This window comes from Candidatus Rhabdochlamydia oedothoracis, from assembly GCF_019453995.1.
GTDB classification, from domain to species: Bacteria; Chlamydiota; Chlamydiia; order Chlamydiales; family Rhabdochlamydiaceae; genus Rhabdochlamydia; species Rhabdochlamydia oedothoracis.
The window spans coordinates 49,897-76,243 of the sequence record NZ_CP075587.1; the positions used below are offsets into that span (position 1 = coordinate 49,897).

Genomic DNA, 26,347 nt, shown 5'->3' on the forward strand with positions numbered 1-26,347 from the left:
ATTTGCCATTGCATCATATTTTTGAGCGTTTTAACATATTAGCAATCACAAAGAGAGTTTTCATGGATCAAAAAAAATATGATATTGCAATCATCGGGACAGGACCTGGAGGATATGTAGCTGCTATTAAACTTTCACAAGAGGGTAAAAAAATATGCCTTATAGAAAAACAATTCCTTGGAGGAACTTGCCTTAATGTGGGCTGTATTCCCACAAAAACCCTCTTGTCCCATGCAGATCTTTTACATAGAATGACCCATGCTGCCGAATTTGGTATAGAATTAGGTTCTGTTCGTCTTAATTACACAAAAATGAAGCAGCGTAAAGACAGCGTTGTGGAAAAAATGCGTAAAGGGTTGCAAGGATTATTACAATCTAATCACATTACAGTTATACAAGGTCAGGCAGAGTTTATATCGCCCAAAGAGCTCAAAATCACAGGTAAGGAAGATTGCAAGATTGAAGCAGAACAAATCATTATTGCAACTGGTTCTGAGCCTTTGGATATCCCTTCAATACCATGCGATCATCAACTAGTCTGCAACTCTACTTCTGTTTTAGAACTGACAGAGCTACCTAAAACGTTAGTTATTGTAGGAGGAGGATATATCGGTTGTGAGTTTGCTTCTTTATTTGCCGATCTAAAAGTAAAAGTGATTATCTTAGAAGCTCTTGACTCTATTGTAATCAATCAGGGAAAAAGTATTTCAGATGCTTTAACGCTTGCTTTTCATAAAAAAGGCATTGAGATACAAACCAATGTGAAAGTAGTAGGGATTGATAAACAAGAATCTGGTTTACGCATCCGTTTAGAAGATGGTAAAGAGCTATTTGGTGATAAGGCGCTCATCGCAATAGGACGCAAACTGGTGTCTAATGGATTAGGACTGGAAAAGATAGGAGTGGTTCTTGATCAAAAAGGAGCTATCGTCGTAAATGAAAAAATGCAAACGAATGTAGATGGAATTTATGCTATTGGTGATGTAACAGGTAAAAATCTTTTAGCTCACGTAGCTTCTCATCAAGGGATAATAGCCGCAGATAATATACTAGGAAAGACCACTGAAATGCACTACAATGCAATTCCGGCCGTTATTTTCACCAATCCGGAAATTGCTATGGTAGGTATGACATTTGAAGAAGCTGAAAAAGCAGGGTTTGCCCCTATTATTGGTAAATTTCCTTTTCAAGCGCTTGGTAAAGCGGTTGCCTCTGCAGAAACAGACGGATTTACGCAAATCATCATAGATAAATCCACCGGACAAATTTTGGGAGCTCAGGTTGTGGGAAGTGAAGCATCTGCTTTAATTGCTGAAATGGGTTTAGCGATTGCACAAGAATTAACCCTTGATTGTATTATTGATACTATCCATGCTCATCCCACCCTGCCAGAGGCTTGGCATGAAGCTGCTTTATTAGCAAATGAAACACCTCTTCACCTACCGCCAAAGAGAAAATCATGAGTCAAAATAAGCGAAATAGGCTACCAATCAATCCTGAATCTTATTCTTTTTCACAAACGTTAGGACGCTTTCCCTCTTGGTTACATCGAAAACTGCCAAGAGGCTCATCCCTATCCCACACACAAAAGATCTTAACCAGACATCGTTTAAATACGGTATGCGAAGAAGCCAAATGCCCCAATCGTTTTGAATGTTATTCCAATCACACAGCTACCTTCTTAGCATTAGGTAAACAATGCACTCGTAATTGTGGATTTTGTGACATCGACTTTTCTAAAAACCCTAAACAACCTGAAGTTGATGAACCAAGCCGCATTGCTCTATGTGCACAAGAATTAGGGCTAAAGCATGTGGTTATCACTATGGTTGCACGAGATGATCTGATCGATAAAGGCGCCTCTCACATGGCAGCAATTATCCGCCAGATACGCACAGAACGCAAAGAAGTAACCGTGGAAGTATTAACCTCCGATTTTTCAGAAGATTACGCCGCCATTGACCTTCTTCTCCAAGAACAACCTGACATTTTTAATCATAATTTAGAAACCGTTGAAGCATTAACCCCTAGGGTTAGACATAAAGCAACCTATCTTCGTTCTTTAAATATCTTGTCTTATGTAAAACAATCTGATAAAGCGCAATTTATCAAATCTGGTTTAATGGTGGGTTTAGGAGAAACACCTGAGCAAGTTAAAAGAGCGATTGATGATCTTAAAGCAGCAGGCTGTAATATCATTACCATTGGACAATACTTGCAAGCAAATAGAAAAAAACTTCTTGTTAAAGAGTTCATTACACCTGAGCAGTTTAAAAAATATGCAGATTATGGCCGAGAGATAGGAATCAAACAAATGTTCTGCGGTCCCTTTGTCCGATCCAGTTACCATGCGCACGAGGTCAAAAATCTAATGACAGAAGTCTCTTTCTAAAATATTTCCGATTGCCTTATACAAAGAATATCCAATTTTAAAAAAATTGTATATTATGTCTTCCAAAGTTGGCGTTGTTATTTTACATTATGGATCTGTATCGAACACGATTGAATGTCTCCAATCGGTTTTTGCTTTAGATTACCCTCTCTTTGAAATAATTGTTGTCGACAATAGCCTGCACCCTGCTGATCGGACAGCTCTGAAAGAGCTTTTTCCTGGGGTTACTCTCTTATCTACGCTAGAAAACTTAGGATACGCGGAAGGAAATAACCAGGGTATAGCTTATGCAATCAAGCATGACTGCGCATACGTACTCTTACTTAATAATGATACGGTTATTGCAAAAGACCTACTTATCCACTTTGTGCAAACCGCTCAAACCCATCCAAATGTTGGTTGTTTAGGTGCCAAAATTTTTTACTACGATGAACCTATAACGCTTTGGCATGCAGGTGGATTTCTTCATTCTAAAACCCTTCGGCTCTATCACAAGGGCTATAAAGAAATTGATCTAGCCAACGAATATAATCACATTACAGAAATTGAATATGCCTGTGGTTGTGCTATTTTTGTAACAAAAGAAGTGATAGAAACAGTAGGCACTCTATCCAAAGAATTCTTCCTTATTTGGGAAGAAGTAGATTGGTGTTGGCGTATCAGAAAGGCTGGCTATAGTTGTCTTTTTGTACCTCAAGCAAAAGTTTGGCATAAGATTTCTTGTGGTTTTCAAGGAGGGAATAGAGGTTCTCTATGGCACTATTTTTATTCTCGCAATCGCTTAATTTTTTTAAACCAGCACCTTTCCAAAAAACAAAAGCGTGCTTTCTATTGTTTCCAATTCCCCAAAGAGCTCTTTTCTCTTTTTTTCTATGCCTTTCATCCTCGGATTACTAAAACAACACGCCTTTTACATCGTGCAGCTCTAACGGGCATTTTTGATTACTATCGAGGGCTTTTAGGCCCTTGTCCTCATAAAAACTTTCGTTAAAGCTCATTTAAATCATGCTATCTATGCAAGAAACCGTCCATTTTAAGCTACCTACACTTGCAACAAAGATTATGATAGATCTTATTTATTTTATAAATCATATAAATAAAATAACCTATCTTGTCTACTAATTCATTAGTTGTTAAAAGACGATTAAATAGATTTATTAAAATCTGATCCTATAAATAATTTTAATGCAATTTTAGATACTACATGGATATGTTCGCTTTCGCGCAAAAGACCGACTGCATTATTCTAGCAGGAGGACAAGGGACTCGTTTGTTTCCTCTTACCCAAACCCGCTGTAAACCAGCGGTTTGCTTTGGTGGAGCCTATCGCTTAATCGATATTCCTCTTTCTCATTGTTTACACGCTAAATTAGACTCGATCTTTGTGATTACTCAATACTTAGCCTCCTCTTTGCAACAACACATCTATGAAACCTATCATTTCGATCAATTTCATAAGAACAATATTCAACTGCTTTCCCCTGAAGAAACACCTACGCGCAAAGTTTGGTTTAAAGGAACCGCTGATTCCATTAGACAAAATCTTGAGTATTTCGAAGCCTCCTCTGCAGAGTACTTTTTAATTCTGTCAGCAGATCAACTCTACAACATGGATTTCAATAAGCTATTTGCCTTTGCAGAGGAGAGTAATGCCGATTTTATCATTGCTGCTTTAAACGTTAAAGAGCAAGAAGCAAAGCGTATGGGGGTACTCAATATTTCTGCTAAAAAGCAAGTTTTGGACTTTTTTGAAAAACCTTCTGATACAATAACTCTCAAACGATTTAGCCAATCAAATTTAAACTCCAAATACTTAGGATCCATGGGTATTTATTTATGCAAAAGAAAAACCTTATTTAATTTGCTAAAAGAAGAAGGGGATGATTTTGGTAGGCATCTTATTCCTTTACAGGTAAATAAGGGAGGCACCTATTGCTATCAACATGAGGAATATTGGGAAGATATTGGTACTGTTCTTTCCTATTACAAAGCAAATTTAGCTCTAACTCAAAAAAACCATCTTGATACCAAACCTATTTTTACTACCGCGCAACAACTAACTAGCACTTTAATTAGAGATACAAAAGTAATAAATTCTATTATTGCTCAAGGATCCATTAGCGAAGCTTCTCAAATTACCAATAGTGTCATTGGTATGCGCATTAAAATAGACTCTGGTAGTATTATTGAAAGCTGCATTTTAGTGGGCAATCTTAGTGCATTCCCTTCTTCTAGTACCCTACCGCAATATTGTTCTATCGGTAGAAATTGCATTTTGAAAAAAGTGATTGTCGATGAACATACTATTATCGGCAATAACGTAACATTGACCAATCCAAATGCTATAAATCACCTAGATACCTTTAAAGATCATGGTATTTATATTCGAGATGGGATTATCATCGTAACATCTGGAACAAAAATTCCTAATGGGTTTACTATCTAATGAAAATTTGGGCTCTTTCAGATCCGCATCTTTGTTTTGGTGCACCTAAAAAATCTATGGAGGTTTTTGGTCCCCCTTGGAAAAATTACATAGATAAAATCTATGCTAATTGGCTAGAGTGTATTGAAAAAGAAGATTTGGTATTGATTCCAGGGGATATCTCTTGGGCCATGCATCTAAAGGAAGCTCTTATTGACTTAGCATGGTTAGATGCGCTACCTGGGCATAAAATTATCTTACGAGGAAATCATGACTATTGGTGGAGCTCAAAAGCAAAACTTGTCCAAGCCATGCCCTCTTCCATTCAATGGATTCATAATGATGCTATTTTATGGCAATATATAGCCATCGGCGGCAGTAGATTATGGGATACCTACGAATATCAATTTACTAACTACATCGAATTCAAAGAAAATCCCCTACAAAAAAAACTCTCAGAAAAGAATGCTGAAAAACAAGAGGCTATTTTTTCAAGAGAGCTTGAGCGCTTGAAATTAAGCTTAAAACAGTTATCTCCTCTTGCACGTGTTCGTATTGCGCTAACTCACTATCCTCCTATTGGTCCTCATTTAAATCCTTCTCGCACTTCGGAAATTTTAGAACAATTTCAGATTCAATACTGTGTGTTTGGGCATTTACACAATGTGAGAAGAAAAGCACTTCCTTTTGGTACAGCTCGCGGAGTTCAGTATATCTTAACCTCTTGTGACTATTTAGATTTCAAACCTTTACGTATTCTCTAATACTGCTTTGACTATATCCAAGTAAATAGGATCTCTCTTGTTTAATGGGACATCTACAGGACAATTTTTCCGAGTATTACTAATTTGAGAAATATGTCTTTCTTCTTCTTCTAGGTCCATGTAATGATAATATTCAGCCATCATTTCAAGCACATCCTGAAATTGCTCTTCTGTTTTCATAGAAAGAAGCGCTTGTTTGACTACCTTAAAGAAAAACTCTCGATTCCCTCGATAGACTAAATAATCCATCAAAATCAAAAGAGACTCAAAATCCGGCTCTTCTTGTAAATACTCTAGAAATCGATCGAACATCAAAGAGGCAGATGGGGTGTCTGTTGATAGAAATAAGCAGATTCTTAATGCCTCAAACCGTTTTTTATGAATCACATAGGGAGAAAATCCATCTAAAAACTTAGAAGCACCAACGTAATTTTCCTCTATCATTTGATTAGCAATATAATCGAGGATAAATCCTTCTAAATCATGAGCAGAGTAGCTACATGCATAGAGAAAAACCTCTTCTGCAGACCCTTCTTTATCCGCTGCATTGTCGAGAATATCTTCCAATGATTCTAAGGCTTCTTGTAGTTGATCAACTTCTACCAAAGACCCTCTATCATATGCATCTATTAAACAATCCAATTGATCGCAAAACAAAGAAATAGGTAGATTTTCCGGCAGAAGTCTACGCCACAGCTCAAACAGCAAAAGATAACATTTAGCTTGACCTTCTTCTTCCTTTGGCCATATATGTTTGGTTAGTTCCTCTGGATTATCAAATTGCTGAGCTTGTTCTACAAAACTCACTTCATTAAAAAAAATACCAATTTTACCCAGACGTGTAAATAAAGTAGCAAGTTTCAATTCTCGTAAATCCTCTATCTGCCAGGGAGCAACTCGAGTCTTAGGATTATTGTTGTGTTTTACTCGCAATAAATTATAGAGGGACTTTCCACGTAATTGCATATTACCATATCTGTTAAGAAAATATTAAGACTACTATGCGTAAAGATATTTTGTCAAATCTATACAAAAAAAAGCGTTCACGGGTAGATTAGAAAGCATTATGAAACGTATCATCGAGAAACGCCCTTTCTTACTACTAGAGCTATTGGTCGCCTTATTTTTGCTTATCACTATGATCCTACCCTTTGCTTATTTGCCTATAAAAGCTTTGCAAAAAGAATATCTCTCTCTACAAGAGCTGCAGCTACGTAGGTTAGCTGATATCCAATTTTCTGTTATTAAAAAAGATCTGTATTCCCAGGAAAAAAAATTTCTAGCTGTTTTATCAGCAAAGGGTCCAAAAGAGAAAATCGAACTTTCAGCACCTGAATCGTTTATTCTAAAATTAGGTTCTTCTTCTAAGAAACTAATCATAAAAAAGTATGGATATATACATTTACAAGAAAACAACCATTATTTGATTCGTATTCTCATCGAAATATATCCAGAAAATGCAAAAGTTAAAAAAAGATATTTCATTTACCAACTCTTCATAAAAACCCGTACTATTTAAGTCTTGTCTATTAGACCTCTTGCGTAGTTAAATAAAAATTTCATAATTGTAGATTCCAGCAATAAGATTGAACCGTAAACCAAACCTTTCTATATCTTTTGTTTTGCTCTTCCAATAAAATTAAGACCATTTCTTCAAAAGTTTTTCGTTTCACTCCTGTCTGTCTTCTAAATTGCTCGGGTGGGATAGATTGAAGTTCTAAGTAATTTTTCCTTTCCCTCCATTTAGGAAAGAAGTATAGCGAAAATCTAATTACGCAAGAAGTCTAGTAAAAAACTCGATAGATTTTTAAAAATTTTTGTTATTTTTAATAAAAATGTTATATGCATATATCTTTAAAGAATAAAGTTAACTATTTATAACATTTGAGTACATATGGATTCTAAGCACTTTCTTATCTTAACTAGCATAATTTTTTTTTCAGCTCCTTTGTGGGGCGATACCTATACAGTTTCAAGTGAAGCCGATGCAGGCCCAGGCAGCCTTAGACAAGCTATTTTAGATCTGAATGAGACAGGGAATACAGCTACTAATACTATAACTATAAATAGCGGATTGCCTCCTATTCTGCTTACTAGCAAATTACCTGTTATCCAAAGAACGGCAAAGATTACTACGTCTGGAACAGTTCCTCAAATAATTGATGGGAACCAAAATCGTTTATTCGTTGCAAATGCTAATCTAACTATCGAAAATTGCAATATACAAAATGGTGCAGCTATTGGGGGAAATGGAATCTCAAATCGAAGTAGTGGAGGAGGAGGAGGATTAGGAGCAGGGGGTGGAGTGTATGTAGCTCCTAATACTGTTGTTACTTTGAATAACACCTCTCTTAAGAATAATCTTGCACAAGGAGGAAAAGGTGCAGGTGGTTTTCAAAATTTGAAAGGAGGAGGTTTCAGTGGATCAGGAGGAGGTGCTAGTTTTTCATCAGCTGACCCAAATGCTAGTCCGACACAAGGAGGAGGGGATAATCCAGGTCAACATGGAGCGAACGGAAACCCATTAGCAGGAGGAGGAAATGGAGGAGGAAATGGAGGAAGGGTAACAGCTGAGGTTTTGTACAACGGCATCCCTTATAAAATATTTTACCTAGGTTCTAAATTCCCAGTCAATAAAATTGGTCCTGCTTTTCAAGTTGGTAAAGCCATTTATGACCTTTTTTTTAAGGATCCTTTAGAACCCAAATTCGAGATAACAAATGGTGATTTAGGTAGTAGTTCTAGAGACTTAAGCAATGGTGGTGGTGGAAAAGGTGGCTCTACTACAGGTAGTATTTATGAGTTTTTGACAAGTGATCAAGTTGTAGATGGAGGAACGGGAGGAAAAGGAGGAGCCGGTGGAGGCGGGGGTGGAGGTGCGTATGTTGCACAACCTCCAACACTATTTCAGCAAAAAGCAAATGTCCTATTCGGGGAAAAAATAGTCTATGTAAAAATACAACTTGTATCTCAACCTGGTAATGGTGGTGATAAGGGCGGTGGCGGTGGTGCTGCAAGTGTCCTAAGAAACGGTGGTGGTGGTGGTGGTTATGGCAGCGGTGGTGGTGGGGGATCCTCATCTGTGATTGACCTTTCAACTCCACAAAAAGGACGGGGAGAGGTTCCAGGCCCCATTTCCAGAACTCCTAATCAGGCAATAGCACAACTAGTACCTATAACGGGTTTTGGTAGTGGTGGTGGTGGTGGTGGGTTTGGCGGTGGTGGCGGTGGTGGTGGTGGAGATTTAACGACCCTCCCAGGAGCAACAGTCAAATATACAACGGGAGGAGGAGGAGGATTCAAAGCTCTTAGGCTTAACCCGATAGTAATTTCTGTTGGGAGAAACATTCCTTTCCAGGGAGGAGGGGGAGGAGGCGGAGGTGGTTTTGGAGGCGGCGGAGGTGGCAACGATGCTTTTCTTCAGGAAACGCCTTCTGAAAACAACGAAAAGTATTATCATGTTTTTAAGGCTGGTGAGGTCAGCCAAGGAGGGAGCTTTGGGGGAAATGGCGGTGGTCAGGCTCAACAAATAAAACCTTATGCAGGAAGTGGTGGTGGTGGAGCTGGAATTGGAGGAGCTGTTTTTGTTGGTAACAACGCGCAGTTAGTTATCCAAGACTCGGTTTCTTTACGTGGGAATCAAACCCAAGGAGGCGAGGCTGGAACAGATTCTGTCGGATCTGATATTGCTCTACCCGCTGGGCCTGGGCTTGGATTTGCTGACGATATTTTTTTATATAGTGACGCTAAGTTAGTATTTCAAAATGAGAACTCTTTACTAGCAGATTTTAGTATCCAATCAGATCCAGGAAGTTTTCAAGATATAGGGGTTAGAAAAGAAGGTAGTGGCACGGTTACTATGACCTCACAAAAAAACAACTATCGAGGACCTACTGTAATCAAAGAGGGAACTATTGTTATAGCAAGTGATGTGCTGGGATTTCGTTCTTCAGAGCTCGTTTTTGCAGGAGGAACCCTTGAAGCAACGGATACTTTTTCCTTAGAAAGGGATATTATTTTAAATTTAGAGGGAACTATTGCTGTAAATCCTTCTCGTACTTTATTTATTGGAGGCCCTATCCGGGGTGAGGGTTCTCTCACAAAAACAGACGCGGGGACCTTGGTTTTAACAGAAACAGTTCCTATGGGAAATTTGATCATAAAAGACGGAACTGTGCAAGGAAACGCATCTTATATACAAAACGATGTTCTTATTAACAGCTTCGGAACTCTAATTTTTGACCAAAACTTTTCAGGAGCCTACGAAGGTCAAATATCAGGTAATGGTACTCTAGTTAAAGATGGAACTGAAAGATTATCTTTTATTGGAGTTGATGATTTTGCAGGTAATACTATTATTCAAAACGGGACTCTTGTCATTCCTGTCAAAGAAAAATTTGCCAGCAATTCTGTTAATGTAATGCGTGGCACACTGCAAAATAATGGAACAATCAATGCAGGCGTTGTTACCAACTATGGCTATATTTTTGGCTCTGGAACATTCAATATAAGCATTATGAAGAACTTCGGTTTTGTAGAACCAGGGAATTCTATTGGAACCCTTACAATCAACGGGAATTATACGCAAGACCCATCTGGTAGATTAGGTATAGAAATTGATGTTATAGGAGGAAGCGATCTACTAGAAGTGACAGGGATGGCCTCGTTGAACGGGGAGCTTCTCATCAAGCCTACACCCGGAGTTTATTTAGAAGGAACAACCTATACTTTTCTTACTGCAGAATCTGTCACAGGACAATTTAGCCGTACTGTTATTAGTAGGCCCTTTGATTACACCATCAATTATTTGCCTAACCAAGTTCAACTCTTTTAAAATCCCCTTCTGTAGTTGTAGGTATGCCTGATTCTAACTTGACCGGTAATCCGAAATCTGTTGCAGATTGTCTATTTTGTAATAACTTTGATTTTGCAAATACAGATCTAGTTTTAGTGGCTAATGCGTTACTCCAGCTACCGATGGATGAATATGCAAAAGCACTTAAAAGCTTAACCCCTGCTGCATTTGGATCTCTGCCCTTAGTTGAACTCGAGAACAATTTTAATTTTGCCAATACCTTTTTTTTAACAGGAGTTGGTCAAAGGTCTTATTGTTACGCAGATATCGATGAACCTACAAATATTTGGTTTAACCCTTTAGGGTTTATTTATTCACAAGAAGAGCGTCAAGGAGCTCCTGGCTTTACGGCTCGCACCTGGGGAGTTGCAGTGGGGGCAGACCGCCTATTTCTCGATGAGTGGAGCCTAGGCATAGGATTTGAATACTCTCATGCCCAACTTGATTGGAAACATCAGGTGGGCCATGCTCATGCTGATTCCATATACTTAGGTCCTTATGTTAAGTACGACTGTGAAAATTTCTATTTCGATTTTCTGCTTTTAGGAGTAGGTAATTTCTATGATGTGGATCGAAAAATTGTATTTCCAGGGCTTTCTAGAAAAGCGCATAGCGATCCTACTACTTGGAACCTTTCAGAGATTCTCCTAGCAGGGTTTAGATTAGAGCCTTTCCATATAGACAATTTTTTCGTTCAACCTGAAATCAGATTAGATCAAACCAACTCGTTCCAAGGGAAATTTAAAGAAAAAGGAGCTCAGTCTATTGACCTTTCTATAAAAGGCAAATGCTCTTCCTTTTTACGTTCTTTGGTCAATATTAAAGTCACTAAAGAATCATGTGTTGCTGGTTTTTGCTTAGTTCCTAGTGTCAATCTAGGTTGGTTGAGAACAACTCCTCTAACGCGCGGTCATTACACTTCTGGATTTAGAGGGGGAACATTTTTTAGACCTGATTTTACAACTTCTAACTTTCACCAAACAATCGATCAATTGCTCGTGGGTGCGCAATTTCTTGTCTCCCGCCAAGGAGACATCCAGTTATCTATAGGATATGAAGGGGTTTTTGGAAAAAGATCAACAGTGAATGAAATGAATATAAATGCGTCTTGGAATTTTTAACTCTTACTTTTAATCCTTTTTATACGGTTCAAAGTAAGTGTTTCTCTTGCATAGCTTAAGGAAACAGCTATATGCTAAAACGTTTTTTACACCGAACAAATGGTTTTTATGTAGTGAATCGGAAAGAGAAAACAAGCTTTGTAATTATTGATGCTCAAAAAGTAAGTGTTTCTCTTGCATAGCTTAAGGAAACAGCTATATGCTAAAACGTTTTTTACACCGAACAAATGGTTTTTATGTAGTGAATCGGAAAGAGAAAACAAGCTTTGTAATTATTGATGCTCAAAGTGTTAAAAATACTGATACATCAGAGAAGAAAGGATATGATGCAGAGAAAAAAATATCAGGAATAAAAAGACATATAGCATTCGATACCCAAGGACTTCCTCATGCTATTCACATTACCACCGCTAATATACTGAAACGCATTAGAAAAAAGACTTTTCAAACACTAAATTCATTGAATTTTTCTCATTGATTAAGTTATAAACCTTACATCTATGCAACCTGAAGCGAACTTTTTAACAAGAAACCAAAAAGACATTCTCAAGGCTCGTCATCGCCATGAACGGGATAAAAGGCTATGCGATAGAATCAAATCTATTTTATTGTTAGAGCCTGTTTAAAATCTTTTCAAAAGTAGAGCAATAAAAGCAAGAACCACCATATTCAGGCTTGTATGTAGTTTTCTTTCGCAATTTTTCCATAGCCTGCGACATTTTTCTATCCACGCAAAAGAACGCTCTACAACCCATCTTTTGGGATAACTGTAAAAGTATGAAGTGTATTTCTTTTGGCTATTTCTACTATACATCCCAGTCTTTTCAAGTTTGAAGTGCACAGAAGAATTAAAAAAAGAATAGGCAGGCGATGAAAGAATCTCTATTGTGATTTTTAACAATCAAACACAAGGAGAGACCTTGCCTAAAGGCTACCATCACCTAACCTATGACCAAAGATGTCAGATTTATATTTTAAAAGCTAGAGGAGATACATCTAGCTCAATAGCAAACATTCTAAAAGTTCATCATAGCACTATTAGTAGGGAACTTAAGAGAAATAAAGGGCAACGAGGATACCGTCATCAGCAAGCTCAAGAAAAAGCATTTCTTAGAAAAAATTCTCAGCCCAATAAAAAAATGACTCCTCAAATAGTTACCCGTATTGAAGAAAAAATCAAGTTGCAATGGAGCCCTATACAAATATCCGGATGGCTTAAAAGACATGGTAAAGAACATGTTAGTCATGAGACCATCTATAATCATATCTGGAAAGATAAACGACAGGGAGGACAGCTTTATAGAGAGCTCCGTCATCGAGGGAAAAAATATAACAAGCAGAGAAAGGGAGCTTCTGGAAGAGGGAACATGCCTGGTCGTATAGATATTAAGCAACGGCCTTGTATTGTAGAAAAAAAGACTCGTTTAGGAGACTGGGAACTAGATACAGTCATAGGGGCAGGACATAAAGGCGTAATTGTATCAATGGTAGAAAGAACTTCCAAGCTAACTAAGCTCGCCAAAGTTTCTCATAAAACTGCAGAGGAAGTAAGTCAAGCGTTAATTGAACAACTTAAACCTATCAAAGATTTTGTACACACATTAACAGCAGACAACGGAAAAGAATTTGCCTATCACCAAATGGTTAGTTTCGAGCTAGAGACAGACTTCTACTTTGCAACGCCCTACCATTCTTGGGAAAGAGGCTTAAATGAGCATACAAACGGACTAGTTAGGCAATATTTTCCTAAAACACAAAGCTTTTTAGATACGACTTCCAAGGATATAGAAAGGGTGGAAACTTTACTAAATAACAGACCTAGAAAGGCTCTCAACTTCGAAACTCCACTAGAAGTGTTTACGAGATTATCTACAAACATGCTATGCTCGGGTGCACAATAGATGTTTTTTCAAGTATTTATATGTTCTTTTTTGTGCACTTCAAGGTTGAAAGGGCCAAGGCAATTTGTGCTTTTTTTGAAAATATTCCTAAATATCGGGAAGAACTGCAGCCTCTTTTATCTAAGAAATTTTACTTAGTTAAATCTTAATTTAAAGATAAACGAGTATATACTAGTGCCGATTCAAACGGCTAGCTTAATGGGATTTAAGTCAACGACTTGAAACTTGTCGTTTATCCTACATTTCAAAATATCTGTTATTTTCGGTATCTCTTCTAAGAAGAATCCTCTAATTGCCTGAAAAAAAGTCACCGACGTTTCGTAATATCGATTGTATACCTTCTTTTCCTTTAAGATCTTCCACAAGCGTTCAATAGGATTCAAATTCGGCGAATAAGGAGGGAGATAGTGCACTTTAATCCTAGAAGACATCAGAAACTCTTCTAGTTTCTTATTTTTGTTTGATCTTGCATTATCCAAAATTACATGAATAATTCGAGCCTCTGTCTGTTTTTCTAGCTTCTTGAAAAAATCGAGCATTGCATCGGCATCAACTGTCTTATATTCCTCTGTAAAAATCTTCATTCCTGTCAGGCAAAGAGCTCCAGCAAAATGCAATCGCAATTGTTTCCCGGATGTCTGCAAAGTCTTTTGAACGCCTTTTTTGATCCATCCACATACGGCTTGGGACTGATGTTCAGGATGCACAGCATCTATGAAATAGATCTCTTCATCAGGGTTTAAGGTCTCCTTTAAAGCCCTATATTGTTCTATGAAAATTCGTTGTTTTTCAGGAGCTAATTTCCCAGGAATCTTTTTAGGACGTTTATAAACAAATCCGTGCTGTATGAGCCAATCTGTCATGCCACTTCGGGAATATTTTATCCCATATTGCTCATGCACATAAGCTATGATCCCTTTGACTTTAAGATAGGTCTTTTCATGTAGGTGTTTTAGTAGAGACTCTTTTTGGTCTTGTGAAAGTTTTGATTTGCTACCGCCTCGAGGGCTACTTCCAGTTTTATTTTCGGAATCATATTCTCTGAGGTATTTCTGAACAGTGATAGGGCTTATCCGGAGTGTTTTAGCAAGATTTTTTGTTGAGATACCCTCATCATAGCCCAAAATTACACAAAGCCTATTCCGTTCAGAATAGTCTTTTGGATGCTTTAACTTGTGTTCTAAGTCAGCTCTCTGGCTAGGGATCAGTTTTTTCATACTCAATAGCTTAACACAAAACAAAATATTTTTCTATACGATTGAATCGGAACCACTATATCACTGACAGAAATGGGTGTATAGAAGCATTTTCAATACATAAAAACCATTGTTCGGTGTAAAAAACGTTTTAGCATATAGCTGTTTCCTTAAGCTATGCAAGAGAAACACTTACTTTGAACCGTATAAAAAGGATTAAAAGTAAGAGTTAAAAATTCCAAGACGCATTTATATTCATTTCATTCACTGTTGATCTTTTTCCAAAAACCCCTTCATATCCTATAGATAACTGGATGTCTCCTTGGCGGGAGACAAGAAATTGCGCACCCACGAGCAATTGATCGATTGTTTGGTGAAAGTTAGAAGTTGTAAAATCAGGTCTAAAAAATGTTCCCCCTCTAAATCCAGAAGTGTAATGACCGCGCGTTAGAGGAGTTGTTCTCAACCAACCTAGATTGACACTAGGAACTAAGCAAAAACCAGCAACACATGATTCTTTAGTGACTTTAATATTGACCAAAGAACGTAAAAAGGAAGAGCATTTGCCTTTTATAGAAAGGTCAATAGACTGAGCTCCTTTTTCTTTAAATTTCCCTTGGAACGAGTTGGTTTGATCTAATCTGATTTCAGGTTGAACGAAAAAATTGTCTATATGGAAAGGCTCTAATCTAAACCCTGCTAGGAGAATCTCTGAAAGGTTCCAAGTAGTAGGATCGCTATGCGCTTTTCTAGAAAGCCCTGGAAATACAATTTTTCGATCCACATCATAGAAATTACCTACTCCTAAAAGCAGAAAATCGAAATAGAAATTTTCACAGTCGTACTTAACATAAGGACCTAAGTATATGGAATCAGCATGAGCATGGCCCACCTGATGTTTCCAATCAAGTTGGGCATGAGAGTATCCAAATCCTATGCCTAGGCTCCACTCATCGAGAAATAGGCGGTCTGCCCCCACTGCAACTCCCCAGGTGCGAGCCGTAAAGCCAGGAGCTCCTTGACGCTCTTCTTGTGAATAAATAAACCCTAAAGGGTTAAACCAAATATTTGTAGGTTCATCGATATCTGCGTAACAATAAGACCTTTGACCAACTCCTGTTAAAAAAAAGGTATTGGCAAAATTAAAATTGTTCTCGAGTTCAACTAAGGGCAGAGATCCAAATGCAGCAGGGGTTAAGCTTTTAAGTGCTTTTGCATATTCATCCATCGGTAGCTGGAGTAACGCATTAGCCACTAAAACTAGATCTGTATTTGCAAAATCAAAGTTATTACAAAATAGACAATCTGCAACAGATTTCGGATTACCGGTCAAGTTAGAATCAGGCATACCTACAACTACAGAAGGGGATTTTAAAAAGAGTTGAACTTGGTTAGGCAAATAATTGATGGTGTAATCAAAGGGCCTACTAATAACAGTACGGCTAAATTGTCCTGTGACAGATTCTGCAGTAAGAAAAGTATAGGTTGTTCCTTCTAAATAAACTCCGGGTGTAGGCTTGATGAGAAGCTCCCCGTTCAACGAGGCCATCCCTGTCACTTCTAGTAGATCGCTTCCTCCTATAACATCAATTTCTATACCTAATCTACCAGATGGGTCTTGCGTATAATTCCCGTTGATTGTAAGGGTTCCAATAGAATTCCCTGGTTCTACAAAACCGAAGTTCTTCATAATGCTTATATTGAATGTTCCAGAGCCAAAAATATAGCCATAGTTGGTAACAACGCCTGCATTGATTGTTCCATTATTTTGCAGTGTGCCACGCATTACATTAACAGAATTGCTGGCAAATTTTTCTTTGACAGGAATGACAAGAGTCCCGTTTTGAATAATAGTATTACCTGCAAAATCATCAACTCCAATAAAAGATAATCTTTCAGTTCCATCTTTAACTAGAGTACCATTACCTGATATTTGACCTTCGTAGGCTCCTGAAAAGTTTTGGTCAAAAATTAGAGTTCCGAAGCTGTTAATAAGAACATCGTTTTGTATATAAGATGCGTTTCCTTGCACAGTTCCGTCTTTTATGATCAAATTTCCCATAGGAACTGTTTCTGTTAAAACCAAGGTCCCCGCGTCTGTTTTTGTGAGAGAACCCTCACCCCGGATAGGGCCTCCAATAAATAAAGTACGAGAAGGATTTACAGCAATAGTTCCCTCTAAATTTAAAATAATATCCCTTTCTAAGGAAAAAGTATCCGTTGCTTCAAGGGTTCCTCCTGCAAAAACGAGCTCTGAAGAACGAAATCCCAGCACATCACTTGCTATAACAATAGTTCCCTCTTTGATTACAGTAGGTCCTCGATAGTTGTTTTTTTGTGAGGTCATAGTAACCGTGCCACTACCTTCTTTTCTAACCCCTATATCTTGAAAACTTCCTGGATCTGATTGGATACTAAAATCTGCTAGTAAAGAGTTCTCATTTTGAAATACTAACTTAGCGTCACTATATAAAAAAATATCGTCAGCAAATCCAAGCCCAGGCCCAGCGGGTAGAGCAATATCAGATCCGACAGAATCTGTTCCAGCCTCGCCTCCTTGGGTTTGATTCCCACGTAAAGAAACCGAGTCTTGGATAATTAACTGGGCGTTGTTACCAACAAAAACAGCTCCTCCAATTCCAGCTCCACCACCACCACTTCCTGCATAAGGTTTTATTTGTTGAGCCTGACCACCGCCATTTCCCCCAAAGTTCCCTCCTTGGCTAACCATACCTTCCTTAAAAATATAATATTTAGGCTTTTTAGCAAGGTTGTTTTCCTCCTCCTGAAGAAAAGCATCGTTGCCACCTCCGCCTCCTCCAAAACCACCTCCGCCTCCTCCTCCTCCTCCCTGGTAAGGGATGTTTCTCCCAACAGAAATTGTTAGAATCCCACTTCTACCGAATTTGGATCTTCCTCCGGATGTATATTTGACTGTTGCTCCCGGGAGGGTCGTTAAATCTCCACCACCACCACCACCGCCACCGCCAAAACCACCACCACCGCCACTACCAAAACCCGTTATAGGTACTAGTTGTGCTATTGCCTGATTAGGAGTTCTGGAAGTAGCGCCTGGAGTATCTCCCCGTTTTGGTTTTGGAGTTGAAATGTCGAGAGTGACTGAGGACCCCCCTCCACCACCGCTGCCATAGCCACCACCACCACCACCGTTTCTTAGGTTAGCCGCACCACCACCACCACCACCCTTATCACCACCATTACCAGGTTGAGAGACAAGTTGTATTTTTGCGTAGACTACGCGTTCGTTGAATTCTATGTTTGCTACTTGCTCAAATAGTGTTGGGGGTTGTGCAACATACGCACCTCCACCTCCACCTCCACCGGCTCCTCCTTTTCCTCCCGTTCCTCCATCTACAACTTGATCACTTGTCAAAAACTCATAAATACTACCTGTAGTAGAGCCACCTTTTCCTCCACCATCATTATTGCTTAAGTTTTCAGAACTACTGCCTGACTCACCATCTGTTATGTCAAATTGGGGCGTTAAATCGACTTTAGTGAATTTTTTAGCTATAGAAAAAAAACCTCCAATCCCTGGGAATTTAGAACCGATAAAGAGAACTTTATATATGTCGTTGTCGTAAAGAGCCTGAGCTGTTACCGTTCCTCCATTTCCTCCTTCATTTCCTCCTATTGCTACTGGATTTCCCATAGATCCATGTTGACCTGGATTATCCCCTCCTCCTTGTGTCCGACTAGCATTTGGGTCAGCTGATGAAAAACTAGCCCCTCCTCCTGATCCACTGAAACCTCCTCCTTTCAAATTTTGAAAACCACTTGCACCTTTTCCTCCTTGTGCAAGATTATTCTTAAGAGAGGTGTTATTCAAAGTAACAACAGTATTAGGAGCTACATACACTCCACCCCCTGCTCCTAATCCTCCTCCTCCTCCACTACCTTGATTTGAGATTCCATTTCCCCCAATAGCTGCACCATTTTGTATATTGCAATTTTCGATAGTTAGATTAGCATTTGCAACGAATAAACGATTTTGGTTCCCATCAATTATTTGAGGAACTGTTCCAGACGTAGTAATCTTTGCCGTTCTTTGGATAACAGGTAATTTGCTATTAAGCAGAATAGGAGGCAATCCGCTATTTATAGTTATAGTATTAGTAGCTGTATTCCCTGTCTCATTCAGATCTAAAATAGCTTGTCTAAGGCTGCCTGGGCCTGCATCGGCCTCACTTGAAACTGTATAGGTATCGCCCCACAAAGGAGCTGAAAAAAAAATTATGCTAGTTAAGATAAGAAAGTGCTTAGAATCCATACATACTCAAATGTTATAAATAGTTAACTTTATTCTTTAAAGATATATGCATATAACATTTTTATTAAAAATGACAATAATTTTTTTAAAAATTATTGAATAACCTACATTCCTAGACCTAAAAGATAAAAATTTTGAATTAGCCAAATAATCTGCTATCGTTTTTTGAGTCTGTAAAAATTTCTTTGTAAATAAAAAATTTGAGGAGCGATAAATTGATTATCTTACACTTCAAGGAAAATAGATTTCTTGCATATATAGTGGTTCCGATTCAATCGTATAGAAAAATATTTGTTTTGTGTTAAGCTATTGAGCATGAAAAAACTGACCCCTAGCCAGATAGCTGACTTAGAACACAAGTTAAAGCATCCAAAAGACTATTCTGAACGGAATAGGCTTTGTGTAATTTTGGGCTATGATGAGGGTATCTCAACAAAAAATCTTGCTAAAACACTCCGGATAAGTCCTATCACTGTTCAGGAATACCTCAGAGAATATGATTCCGAAAATAAAACTGGAAGTAGCCCTCGAGGCGGTAACAAATCAAAACTTTCACAAGACCAAACAGAGTCTCTACTAAAACACCTACAGGAAAAGACCTATCTTAAAGTCAAAGGGATCATAGCTTATGTGCATGAGCAATATGGGATAAAATATTCCCGAAGTGGCATGACAGATTGGCTAATACAGCACGGATTTGCTTATAAACGTCCTAAAAAGATTCCTGGGAAATTAGATCTTGAAAAACAACGAATTTTCATAGAACAATATATGGCTTTAAAGGAGACCTTAAACCCTGATGAAGAGATTTATTTCATAGATGCTGTGCATCCTGAACATCAGTCCCAAGCCGTATGTGGATGGATCAAAAAAGGCGTTCAAAAGACTTTGCAGACATCCGGGAAACAATTGCGATTGCATTTTGCTGGAGCTCTTTGCCTGACAGGAATGAAGATTTTTACAGAGGAATATAAGACAGTTGATGCCGATGCAATGCTCGATTTTTTCAAGAAGCTAGAAAAACAGACAGAGGCTCGAATTATTCATGTAATTTTGGATAATGCGAGATCAAACAAAAATAAGAAACTAGAAGAGTTTCTGATGTCTTCTAGGATTAAAGTGCACTATCTCCCTCCTTATTCACCGAATTTGAATCCTATTGAACGCTTGTGGAAGATCTTAAGGGAAAAGACGGTATATAGTTATTTAAAATATTATTGATAAAGTTGTATATTTTTCTCCAACAAAATATATGGAGGTAGAGAAATGCCTAAACCTTATTCAATGGATCTAAGAGCCTGTTTAAAATCTTCTCATTAAGGTATAATGATAGTTTTCATAAAACCTTTGGAGGTAATTATGACCCGCTCTTATCCAAGCGATATCTCTCGTAAACAATTTAGCAAAATCCATCTAATACTTGAGTCTACACGCAAAAAAACACGTCCACGAAGAGTTGATCTATATGATATTTTTTGTGGAATTTTGTACATTTTAAAAAGTGGTTGCCAGTGGCGTATGTTACCCATAGAATATCCTAAATGGGAATTGTGTTATTATTATTTCCATCTTTGGAATAAAAAAGAGGATAAAAATTCTAAGAGTATTCTTGAAATAGTTTTAAAAAAAATTGGTTGGCGAGGCCAGAAAAAGCAGTGGTCGGAAAGAGAAAACAAGCTTTGTAATTATTGATGCGCAAAGTGTTAAAAATACTGATACAGCGGAGAAGACAGGATATGATGCAGGGAAAAAAATATCAGGAATAAAAAGACATATAGCAGTCGATAGCCAAGGGCTTCCTCATGCGATTCACATTACCACCGCTAATATCACTGACAGAAATGGGTGTATAGAAGCATTTTCACTACATAAAAACCATTTATTCGGTGTAAAAAATGTTTTAGCAGATGGAGGATATTCTGGAGAAAAATTTGCAAAGAGTGTGCAGGAGATATTAGGATGTATAGTAGAAATAGCCAAAAGAAATACACTTCATACTTTTACAGTTATTTCCAAAAGATGGGTTGTAGAGCGTTCTTTTGCGTGGATAGAAAAATGTCGCAGGCTATGGAAAAATTGCGAAAGAAAACTATATACAAGCCTGAATATGGTGGTTCTTGCTTTTATTGCTCTACTTTTGAAAAGATTTTAAACAGGCTCTAAGAAAACGAGTGCTTCAATACCTAGAAGAAAATAACGACAAAATGAAGGCCAGCCAGCTATTTCAAGTTGGGATTGCAACTGTCTACCGATGGGTAAAGCGTAAGAAACAAAGAGGAAACGTAGAACCTCTAAAAAAGAAAAGCACTTATAAGAAAATTGATGATCAGAGATTAATCGCTTATGTAGAAAAAAACCCCGATCATTTTTTATCAGAGATTGCAAAGCATTTTGGTTTGACTTTGCAAGCAATCTTTTACGCTTTGAAAAGACTCAAGATCACAAGAAAAAAAAGATTGCGTTTTATAAGGAAAGGAATGCGGAAGCAAGAGCGGAATATCTAAAAAAGATAGAAGCAATTTCTCCTGAAAAAAGGGTCTATTTGGATCAGAGCGGAATCAGTCAATATGTGCATAGGCAATATGCGAGGAGCGCGAGGGGAAAACAAATATTTGGAGGAATTTCAGGAAAACGATTTGGTAGACAGAGTGTAATTTCGGCACTACAAGGGAAGAAATTGCTGGCACCGATGTGTTTTGAAGGAACTTGCAATACGGATCTATTTAATGTATGGCTAAAACAGGAATTGATTCCAAATTTGACTCATGGCCAAGTTTTGATTCTCGATAACGCGAGCTTTCATAAATCAAAGACAACTAGAACATTGATAGAGGAAAGTGGATACGAAATGCTCTTTCTCCCGCCTTATTCACCGGACTTAAATCCTATCGAAAAATATTGGGCCAATATGAAAACGAAAATCCGAGAACTTTTACCTACTGTAGCTAATTTATCCGAAGCCTTAGATCAAGCTGTTTTATCAATGTCGATTTAAATAACTATACAATCGATATTACGAAACGTCGGTGACTTTTTTTCAGGCAATTAGAGGATTCTTCTTAGAAGAGATACCGAAACTAACAGATGTTTTGCAATGTAGGATTAACGACAAGTTTCAAGTCGTTGACTTGAACCCCATTAAGCTAGCCGTTTGAATCGGCACTACTATATACTAGTTTAATTTCAAATTAAGGATTACATCTTGGTATTTTGAAAAAAATCTCTTTACCTTCATAGAAGGTATTGTTCTTTGCTTAAAGATTTTTATATAGTTCAAATTCTTAATTTGAAGCCAAACTAGTATACTCGTTTACATTCAAATTAAGAGTTTGAATGTATAAATATTTTTATATAAAAAGATAACATCTCCTTGCAAGATAGCGCAGTTTTTTCAAAAAAACCTAGTTATGCAATTCTTAATTTGAAATCAAACTAGTATAACCCCTTATTTTAAAGCTTTGATTTATAGATTCCTTTCTTAACAAAAGCATTTCCAGCTATATCGCTCAAACAATCATATCTCATGGATTAAAATACTTTAAAATTTTAGATTGCTTATTGGTTATGCAAGAGATCTAATGAAGTTGCAACGGCTAAAAAAAAATTTACATAAATGACTAAACCGGATTTACACAGAAAAATTGACATACCCTATTTTCGATGATCGCTTTCATATACTACTCGAGAAGTTATTACTAATCTCAAAAAGACTGAAACGTAATCCAAATCTTTTTCTCCTATATCGATCGCCTGTAATAACAACGTTTTGAGTGCCTTGGTAGAGAAGGCAAGTACAAGCATCGGCTTTTAGTGAAAAGATCATAAAAAGCAGAGTTACGTTTTAAAGGGTTTTTTTAAGATCATGACTTTTTCTTTAAGGGTGACCATTAAAAAAAACAATAAAATAGTTTCTATTAAAAAGCAGGAAAAAATCTGGATGAGAGGATTCGAACCTCCGACCCCTAGCACCCCATGCTAGTGCGCTAGCCAAGCTGCGCCACACCCAGATAAAGATTTAAATAGAAGTGAGTCCTTCAAATTGAAATTCCGCCCGCTTAAATTCTTTGACGCCAATTCTAGCGCATTCTTCGATGATTTTTTCTAAAACATCGCCAGCATGCACTTCTGCTGCGGATATATCCACAGAAATAGAAGCAGAAAAATTCACTCCTGATCTTACACCCGTTACTTTGAAATTTGCGTAAATAGCTTCTTTTTTCTTAGAAATATTTTTAAAACGCACAAGGTTGTTTTCTGCTAGATCTTTCATTTTAAATACCGCGTGTTCTTGAACATAAAGCCATAGATCCTAAGTCTTAGATTGTCCTTTTGTCAATCAAAAACACTGGACCAATCAGATCAAAAAATGCTATTTTCAATCACAAGAGTAATAAATTAAGTAACAAAATGGCAAAAATGACCCATGAAAAATTAACATACCCGATCCGCGCTTGGACTATTTGGCTTCTTAGCGCAATTTTTATGTTTTACAAATATGCTATTGAAGTATCTCCAAGTGTGATGACAGGAACTCTAATGAAGGCTTTTGACATTAGTGGTGTAGAACTGGGGAATTTAGCAGCGAGTTATTTCTATGCTTATTTACTTTTACAAATTCCAGCGGGTTTGCTTTTAGATAAATTCGGACCTAGAAAAACTACAACAATTGCCATTTTTTTATGTGCGGTAGGAAATCTTATTTTTGCTAGAGCAGATTCTTTGATTTGGGCAGGAACAGGGCGTTTTCTAACTGGTATTGGCGCAGCTTTTGCTGTTGTTAACTGCTTAAAACTGATTGCAAACTGGTTTCCTTTTAGACAGTTTGCTTTTATGGCAGGCCTCATGATGACTGTAGCGATGTTAGGAGCTGTAGGAGGACAGGCCCCTTTAGCCGTTTTTATTCAAAAAGTAGAATGGCGTTATGCTATAGAATTAATTGGAATAGCAGGCCTTATTTTAGCCGTTGTTTTTTGGATTGTTGTACAGGATAAAGCACCCGATCATAAAAGAGAAAAACATATCGTCCCCTCTAGACCTTCTTTTTTTGATAACATCAAACAGATTTTTCAAAATCCTCAATCTTGGTGGCTCTCTATCTACAGCGGCTTTGCTTTTGCTCCTGTAATGGTATTTGGAGGGTTATGGGGTGTTTCTTTTATCATGGAAGCGTTTGAGCTAACACATCAAAGTTCGGCACAAATGGTATCGCTGATTTTTATTGGTTTTTCTATTGGAGCTCCTTTTTTTGGATGGTTTTCCGATTGGCTTGGTCGTAGACGCATTGTTATGCTATGGGGAACTGCGTTGGCGCTTATTGCAATATCTACAGTGATTTATGTTTCTGGTTCTTCTGTATGTCTACTTGGTTTTTTATTGTTTGTTTTTGGTTTTTCCATCAGCAGTTTCTTGCTTTGTTTTACCATGATTCGAGAAGTTAATTTACCCATTCTTGCTGCAACAGCCATCGGATTTATGAACGCTTTTGATGCGCTTCTTGGAGCTCTTTCCGATCCATTAACCGGTAAGTTTCTCGATTTGCACTGGGATGGAAAATTAGTGGAAGGAGCAAGGGTTTTTTCGATAGATGCTTATCAAACAGTTTTTTTAACCCTTCCTATTTATTTGCTGATTTCACTTTTTACCCTTTTGAAGATTAAAGAAACACATTGCAAACCCTCATATATAGTTATTTAAAATATTATTGATAAAGTTGTATATTTTTCTCCAACAAAATATATGGAGGTAGAGAAATGCCTAAACCTTATTCAATGGATCTAAGAAAACGAGTGCTTCAATACCTAGAAGAAAATAACGACAAAATGAAGGCCAGCCAGCTATTTCAAGTTGGGATTGCAACTGTCTACCGATGGGTAAAGCGTAAGAAACAAAGAGGAAACGTAGAACCTCTAAAAAAGAAAAGCACTTATAAGAAAATTGATGATCAGAGATTAATCGCTTATGTAGAAAAAAACCCCGATCATTTTTTATCAGAGATTGCAAAGCATTTTGGTTTGACTTTGCAAGCAATCTTTTACGCTTTGAAAAGACTCAAGATCACAAGAAAAAAAAGATTGCGTTTTATAAGGAAAGGAATGCGGAAGCAAGAGCGGAATATCTAAAAAAGATAGAAGCAATTTCTCCTGAAAAAAGGGTCTATTTGGATCAGAGCGGAATCAGTCAATATGTGCATAGGCAATATGCGAGGAGCGCGAGGGGAAAACAAATATTTGGAGGAATTTCAGGAAAACGATTTGGTAGACAGAGTGTAATTTCGGCACTACAAGGGAAGAAATTGCTGGCACCGATGTGTTTTGAAGGAACTTGCAATACGGATCTATTTAATGTATGGCTAAAACAGGAATTGATTCCAAATTTGACTCATGGCCAAGTTTTGATTCTCGATAACGCGAGCTTTCATAAATCAAAGACAACTAGAACATTGATAGAGGAAAGTGGATACGAAATGCTCTTTCTCCCGCCTTATTCACCGGACTTAAATCCTATCGAAAAATATTGGGCCAATATGAAAACGAAAATCCGAGAACTTTTACCTACTGTAGCTAATTTATCCGAAGCCTTAGATCAAGCTGTTTTATCAATGTCGATTTAAATAACTATACAATTCCGTTGCCTTAAGATAAGACTATTTTTTTTGCTTTCTTTTCTTTTTTTGAGTAAAATCTATTCTTTTTCGCCATTGGGTGGTCTTATGGGTATGAAATTAGCAGCTAGTTGGCATGAAGTGTTAAAGGAAGAACTTGCTAAGCCTTATATTGCAGAGCTTAAAAGATTTTTAGCACAAGAAAAGGCTGAGAATAAAACTATCTACCCTCCTGAAGAAATGATATTCAATGCTTTTTTACACACCCCATTTGATAAGGTAAAAGTGGTAATCATGGGGCAAGATCCCTATCACGGGCCAGGACAGGCACATGGCTTGAGCTTTAGTGTTCCTTGTGGTATACCCCAACCCCCTTCTTTAAAAAATATATTTAAAGAGCAAAACCAAGATTTAAGTATCAACTTACCTAAAGAAGGTTGTTTATCTTCGTGGGCTAAACAGGGAGTGTTATTGCTCAACGCAACGCTTACTGTACGCGCGGGTGAACCAAAATCGCATTATGGACGTGGATGGGAAATCTTTACCGACGCGGTAATTGCTAAATTGGTGGAAAGAAAAGATCCTTTGGTATTTGTTCTTTGGGGAAAATCCGCCAAGGAAAAGATAGGTGCTGTTTTAGAAGAAAAAACAACCTCCCATGTTGTACTGACAGCTGCGCACCCTTCCCCTTATTCCGCTCAAGGGTTTTTTGGTTGTTGTCATTTTTCTCAAATCAATGAAGCTTTAAAAAAATGGGGTAAAGAACCTATCAATTGGCAATTAGCTTAAAAAATGTTATCT

The 26,347-nt window shown here is 37.6% G+C and carries 22 protein-coding genes, 1 tRNA gene and 3 pseudogenes; 20 read left to right on the forward strand and 6 right to left on the reverse strand.

The genetic code is table 11. The annotated features are described in order from the left end of the window. Positions 1-62 precede the first annotated feature (62 nt). The 5 genes from lpdA to RHABOEDO_RS00250 all read left to right on the forward strand — a co-directional run bounded on the left by lpdA (position 63) and on the right by RHABOEDO_RS00250 (position 5,581). Positions 63-1,463: a dihydrolipoyl dehydrogenase gene (lpdA, locus tag RHABOEDO_RS00230; RefSeq protein WP_215216730.1), complete on the forward strand. Its 1,401-nt coding sequence runs from the start codon at positions 63-65 to the stop codon at positions 1,461-1,463. Then, positions 1,460-2,392, forward strand: a complete 933-nt coding sequence (lipA, locus tag RHABOEDO_RS00235; protein WP_215216729.1) for a lipoyl synthase — start codon at positions 1,460-1,462, stop codon at positions 2,390-2,392. Before lpdA ends, lipA begins: the two co-directional genes overlap by 4 nt. A gap of 55 nt (positions 2,393-2,447) precedes the next feature. Then, positions 2,448-3,383, forward strand: coding sequence for a glycosyltransferase family 2 protein (locus tag RHABOEDO_RS00240; RefSeq protein ID WP_215216728.1), 936 nt, complete (start codon positions 2,448-2,450; stop codon positions 3,381-3,383). Positions 3,384-3,602: 219 nt separating this feature from the next. Further along, complete coding sequence (locus RHABOEDO_RS00245) at positions 3,603-4,838, forward strand: sugar phosphate nucleotidyltransferase (RefSeq protein WP_245397525.1); 1,236 nt, start codon at positions 3,603-3,605, stop codon at positions 4,836-4,838. Then, positions 4,838-5,581: a metallophosphoesterase gene (locus RHABOEDO_RS00250; RefSeq protein ID WP_215216726.1), complete on the forward strand. Its 744-nt coding sequence runs from the start codon at positions 4,838-4,840 to the stop codon at positions 5,579-5,581. Before RHABOEDO_RS00245 ends, RHABOEDO_RS00250 begins: the two co-directional genes overlap by 1 nt. Here RHABOEDO_RS00250 and RHABOEDO_RS00255 read toward each other — a convergent pair. Then, positions 5,567-6,547 carry a hypothetical protein gene (locus tag RHABOEDO_RS00255; RefSeq protein WP_215216725.1) on the reverse strand — a complete coding sequence of 327 codons (981 nt, stop codon included), beginning with the start codon at positions 6,545-6,547 and terminating at the stop codon, positions 5,567-5,569. The two genes, RHABOEDO_RS00250 and RHABOEDO_RS00255, sit on opposite strands and share 15 nt — an antisense overlap. A 100-nt stretch (positions 6,548-6,647) precedes the next feature. Between RHABOEDO_RS00255 and RHABOEDO_RS00260 the strand changes: the two genes are divergently transcribed. The 5 genes and pseudogenes from RHABOEDO_RS00260 to RHABOEDO_RS11280 all read left to right on the forward strand — a co-directional run bounded on the left by RHABOEDO_RS00260 (position 6,648) and on the right by RHABOEDO_RS11280 (position 12,183). Next, a complete protein-coding gene (locus RHABOEDO_RS00260) occupies positions 6,648-7,100 on the forward strand; it encodes a hypothetical protein (RefSeq protein WP_215216724.1) in 453 nt (150 codons plus the stop codon). A gap of 375 nt (positions 7,101-7,475) precedes the next feature. Then, positions 7,476-10,415, forward strand: a complete 2,940-nt coding sequence (locus tag RHABOEDO_RS11265) for an autotransporter-associated beta strand repeat-containing protein (RefSeq protein WP_220017630.1) — start codon at positions 7,476-7,478, stop codon at positions 10,413-10,415. 38 nt (positions 10,416-10,453) lie between these two features. Then, positions 10,454-11,557: an autotransporter outer membrane beta-barrel domain-containing protein gene (locus RHABOEDO_RS11270; protein WP_220017631.1), complete on the forward strand. Its 1,104-nt coding sequence runs from the start codon at positions 10,454-10,456 to the stop codon at positions 11,555-11,557. A 256-nt stretch (positions 11,558-11,813) separates the two neighbouring features. Beyond that, a pseudogene (locus tag RHABOEDO_RS11275) lies at positions 11,814-11,984 on the forward strand (transposase); the annotation flags it as partial. A 73-nt stretch (positions 11,985-12,057) separates the two neighbouring features. Next, positions 12,058-12,183: a hypothetical protein gene (locus tag RHABOEDO_RS11280; protein WP_256439899.1), complete on the forward strand. Its 126-nt coding sequence runs from the start codon at positions 12,058-12,060 to the stop codon at positions 12,181-12,183. Here RHABOEDO_RS11280 and RHABOEDO_RS11285 read toward each other — a convergent pair. Continuing rightward, positions 12,180-12,364 (reverse strand): annotated as a pseudogene (locus RHABOEDO_RS11285) (transposase); the annotation flags it as partial. The gene RHABOEDO_RS11280 and the pseudogene RHABOEDO_RS11285 overlap by 4 nt on opposite strands. 80 nt (positions 12,365-12,444) lie before the next feature. Between RHABOEDO_RS11285 and RHABOEDO_RS11290 the strand changes: the two are divergent. Then, entirely contained in the window at positions 12,445-13,458 is a 1,014-nt protein-coding gene (locus RHABOEDO_RS11290; RefSeq protein WP_215216525.1) for an IS30 family transposase, read from the forward strand. A 182-nt stretch (positions 13,459-13,640) separates the two neighbouring features. On the opposite strand, the gene RHABOEDO_RS11295 is transcribed toward RHABOEDO_RS11290, so the two are convergent. Both RHABOEDO_RS11295 and RHABOEDO_RS11300 read right to left on the reverse strand, forming a co-directional pair. Then, positions 13,641-14,675 carry an IS630 family transposase gene (locus RHABOEDO_RS11295; RefSeq protein ID WP_220017632.1) on the reverse strand — a complete coding sequence of 345 codons (1,035 nt, stop codon included), beginning with the start codon at positions 14,673-14,675 and terminating at the stop codon, positions 13,641-13,643. A gap of 208 nt (positions 14,676-14,883) precedes the next feature. Further along, positions 14,884-18,945, reverse strand: a complete 4,062-nt coding sequence (locus RHABOEDO_RS11300) for an autotransporter outer membrane beta-barrel domain-containing protein (protein WP_281069553.1) — start codon at positions 18,943-18,945, stop codon at positions 14,884-14,886. A 315-nt stretch (positions 18,946-19,260) separates the two neighbouring features. On the opposite strand from RHABOEDO_RS11300, the gene RHABOEDO_RS11305 reads away from it, so the two are divergent. The 5 genes and pseudogenes from RHABOEDO_RS11305 to RHABOEDO_RS11060 all read left to right on the forward strand — a co-directional run bounded on the left by RHABOEDO_RS11305 (position 19,261) and on the right by RHABOEDO_RS11060 (position 22,100). After that, positions 19,261-20,166, forward strand: coding sequence for an IS630 family transposase (locus RHABOEDO_RS11305; RefSeq protein ID WP_220017634.1), 906 nt, complete (start codon positions 19,261-19,263; stop codon positions 20,164-20,166). Between the two features lie 138 nt (positions 20,167-20,304). Next, a protein-coding gene (locus tag RHABOEDO_RS11310) for an IS5 family transposase (RefSeq protein ID WP_220017848.1) occupies positions 20,305-21,097 on the forward strand; the annotation gives its coding sequence in 2 pieces (ribosomal slippage) (positions 20,305-20,568 and positions 20,570-21,097; 792 coding nt in all). 10 nt (positions 21,098-21,107) lie between these two features. After that, positions 21,108-21,449 (forward strand): annotated as a pseudogene (locus RHABOEDO_RS11315) (IS630 transposase-related protein); the annotation flags it as partial. Between the two features lie 5 nt (positions 21,450-21,454). Further along, positions 21,455-21,940: an IS630 family transposase gene (locus tag RHABOEDO_RS11320; protein ID WP_245397582.1), complete on the forward strand. Its 486-nt coding sequence runs from the start codon at positions 21,455-21,457 to the stop codon at positions 21,938-21,940. 31 nt (positions 21,941-21,971) lie between these two features. Continuing rightward, complete coding sequence (locus tag RHABOEDO_RS11060) at positions 21,972-22,100, forward strand: hypothetical protein (RefSeq protein ID WP_256439939.1); 129 nt, start codon at positions 21,972-21,974, stop codon at positions 22,098-22,100. Between the two features lie 777 nt (positions 22,101-22,877). Here the strand turns inward: RHABOEDO_RS11060 and RHABOEDO_RS00330 are convergent. Then, positions 22,878-22,952, reverse strand: a tRNA-Pro gene (locus tag RHABOEDO_RS00330). An 8-nt stretch (positions 22,953-22,960) separates the two neighbouring features. Continuing rightward, positions 22,961-23,215, reverse strand: a complete 255-nt coding sequence (locus RHABOEDO_RS00335; RefSeq protein WP_194845843.1) for a hypothetical protein — start codon at positions 23,213-23,215, stop codon at positions 22,961-22,963. A gap of 137 nt (positions 23,216-23,352) precedes the next feature. On the opposite strand from RHABOEDO_RS00335, the gene RHABOEDO_RS00340 reads away from it, so the two are divergent. The 4 genes from RHABOEDO_RS00340 (at position 23,353) to ung (ending at position 26,335) form a co-directional block, all read left to right on the forward strand. Continuing rightward, positions 23,353-24,639, forward strand: coding sequence for an MFS transporter (locus RHABOEDO_RS00340; protein WP_215217714.1), 1,287 nt, complete (start codon positions 23,353-23,355; stop codon positions 24,637-24,639). Between the two features lie 56 nt (positions 24,640-24,695). Beyond that, positions 24,696-25,064 (forward strand): IS630 transposase-related protein, encoded by a 369-nt coding sequence (locus RHABOEDO_RS00345; RefSeq protein ID WP_215216866.1) that lies wholly within the window; start codon positions 24,696-24,698, stop codon positions 25,062-25,064. Positions 25,065-25,069: 5 nt separating this feature from the next. Further along, entirely contained in the window at positions 25,070-25,555 is a 486-nt protein-coding gene (locus tag RHABOEDO_RS00350; protein WP_245397582.1) for an IS630 family transposase, read from the forward strand. A gap of 99 nt (positions 25,556-25,654) precedes the next feature. Next, complete coding sequence (ung, locus tag RHABOEDO_RS00355) at positions 25,655-26,335, forward strand: uracil-DNA glycosylase (protein WP_215217137.1); 681 nt, start codon at positions 25,655-25,657, stop codon at positions 26,333-26,335. Positions 26,336-26,347: the final 12 nt, after the last annotated feature.

What these genes read in the sequence shown, in the direction of transcription:
- lpdA (WP_215216730.1), top strand. Translation starts at nt 63, where the DNA reads ATGGATCAAAAAAAATATGATATTGCAATCATCGGGACAGGACCTGGA.
- lipA (WP_215216729.1), top strand. Translation starts at nt 1,460, where the DNA reads ATGAGTCAAAATAAGCGAAATAGGCTACCAATCAATCCTGAATCTTAT.
- RHABOEDO_RS00240 (WP_215216728.1), top strand. Translation starts at nt 2,448, where the DNA reads ATGTCTTCCAAAGTTGGCGTTGTTATTTTACATTATGGATCTGTATCG.
- RHABOEDO_RS00245 (WP_245397525.1), top strand. Translation starts at nt 3,603, where the DNA reads ATGTTCGCTTTCGCGCAAAAGACCGACTGCATTATTCTAGCAGGAGGA.
- RHABOEDO_RS00250 (WP_215216726.1), top strand. Translation starts at nt 4,838, where the DNA reads ATGAAAATTTGGGCTCTTTCAGATCCGCATCTTTGTTTTGGTGCACCT.
- RHABOEDO_RS00255 (WP_215216725.1), bottom strand. Translation starts at nt 6,547, where the DNA reads ATGCAATTACGTGGAAAGTCCCTCTATAATTTATTGCGAGTAAAACAC.
- RHABOEDO_RS00260 (WP_215216724.1), top strand. Translation starts at nt 6,648, where the DNA reads ATGAAACGTATCATCGAGAAACGCCCTTTCTTACTACTAGAGCTATTG.
- RHABOEDO_RS11265 (WP_220017630.1), top strand. Translation starts at nt 7,476, where the DNA reads ATGGATTCTAAGCACTTTCTTATCTTAACTAGCATAATTTTTTTTTCA.
- RHABOEDO_RS11280 (WP_256439899.1), top strand. Translation starts at nt 12,058, where the DNA reads ATGCAACCTGAAGCGAACTTTTTAACAAGAAACCAAAAAGACATTCTC.
- RHABOEDO_RS11295 (WP_220017632.1), bottom strand. Translation starts at nt 14,675, where the DNA reads ATGAAAAAACTGATCCCTAGCCAGAGAGCTGACTTAGAACACAAGTTA.
- RHABOEDO_RS11300 (WP_281069553.1), bottom strand. Translation starts at nt 18,945, where the DNA reads ATGGATTCTAAGCACTTTCTTATCTTAACTAGCATAATTTTTTTTTCA.
- RHABOEDO_RS11305 (WP_220017634.1), top strand. Translation starts at nt 19,261, where the DNA reads ATGAAAAAACTGACCCCTAGCCAGATAGCTGACTTAGAACACAAGTTA.
- RHABOEDO_RS00335 (WP_194845843.1), bottom strand. Translation starts at nt 23,215, where the DNA reads ATGAAAGATCTAGCAGAAAACAACCTTGTGCGTTTTAAAAATATTTCT.
- RHABOEDO_RS00340 (WP_215217714.1), top strand. Translation starts at nt 23,353, where the DNA reads ATGGCAAAAATGACCCATGAAAAATTAACATACCCGATCCGCGCTTGG.
- RHABOEDO_RS00345 (WP_215216866.1), top strand. Translation starts at nt 24,696, where the DNA reads ATGCCTAAACCTTATTCAATGGATCTAAGAAAACGAGTGCTTCAATAC.
- ung (WP_215217137.1), top strand. Translation starts at nt 25,655, where the DNA reads ATGGGTATGAAATTAGCAGCTAGTTGGCATGAAGTGTTAAAGGAAGAA.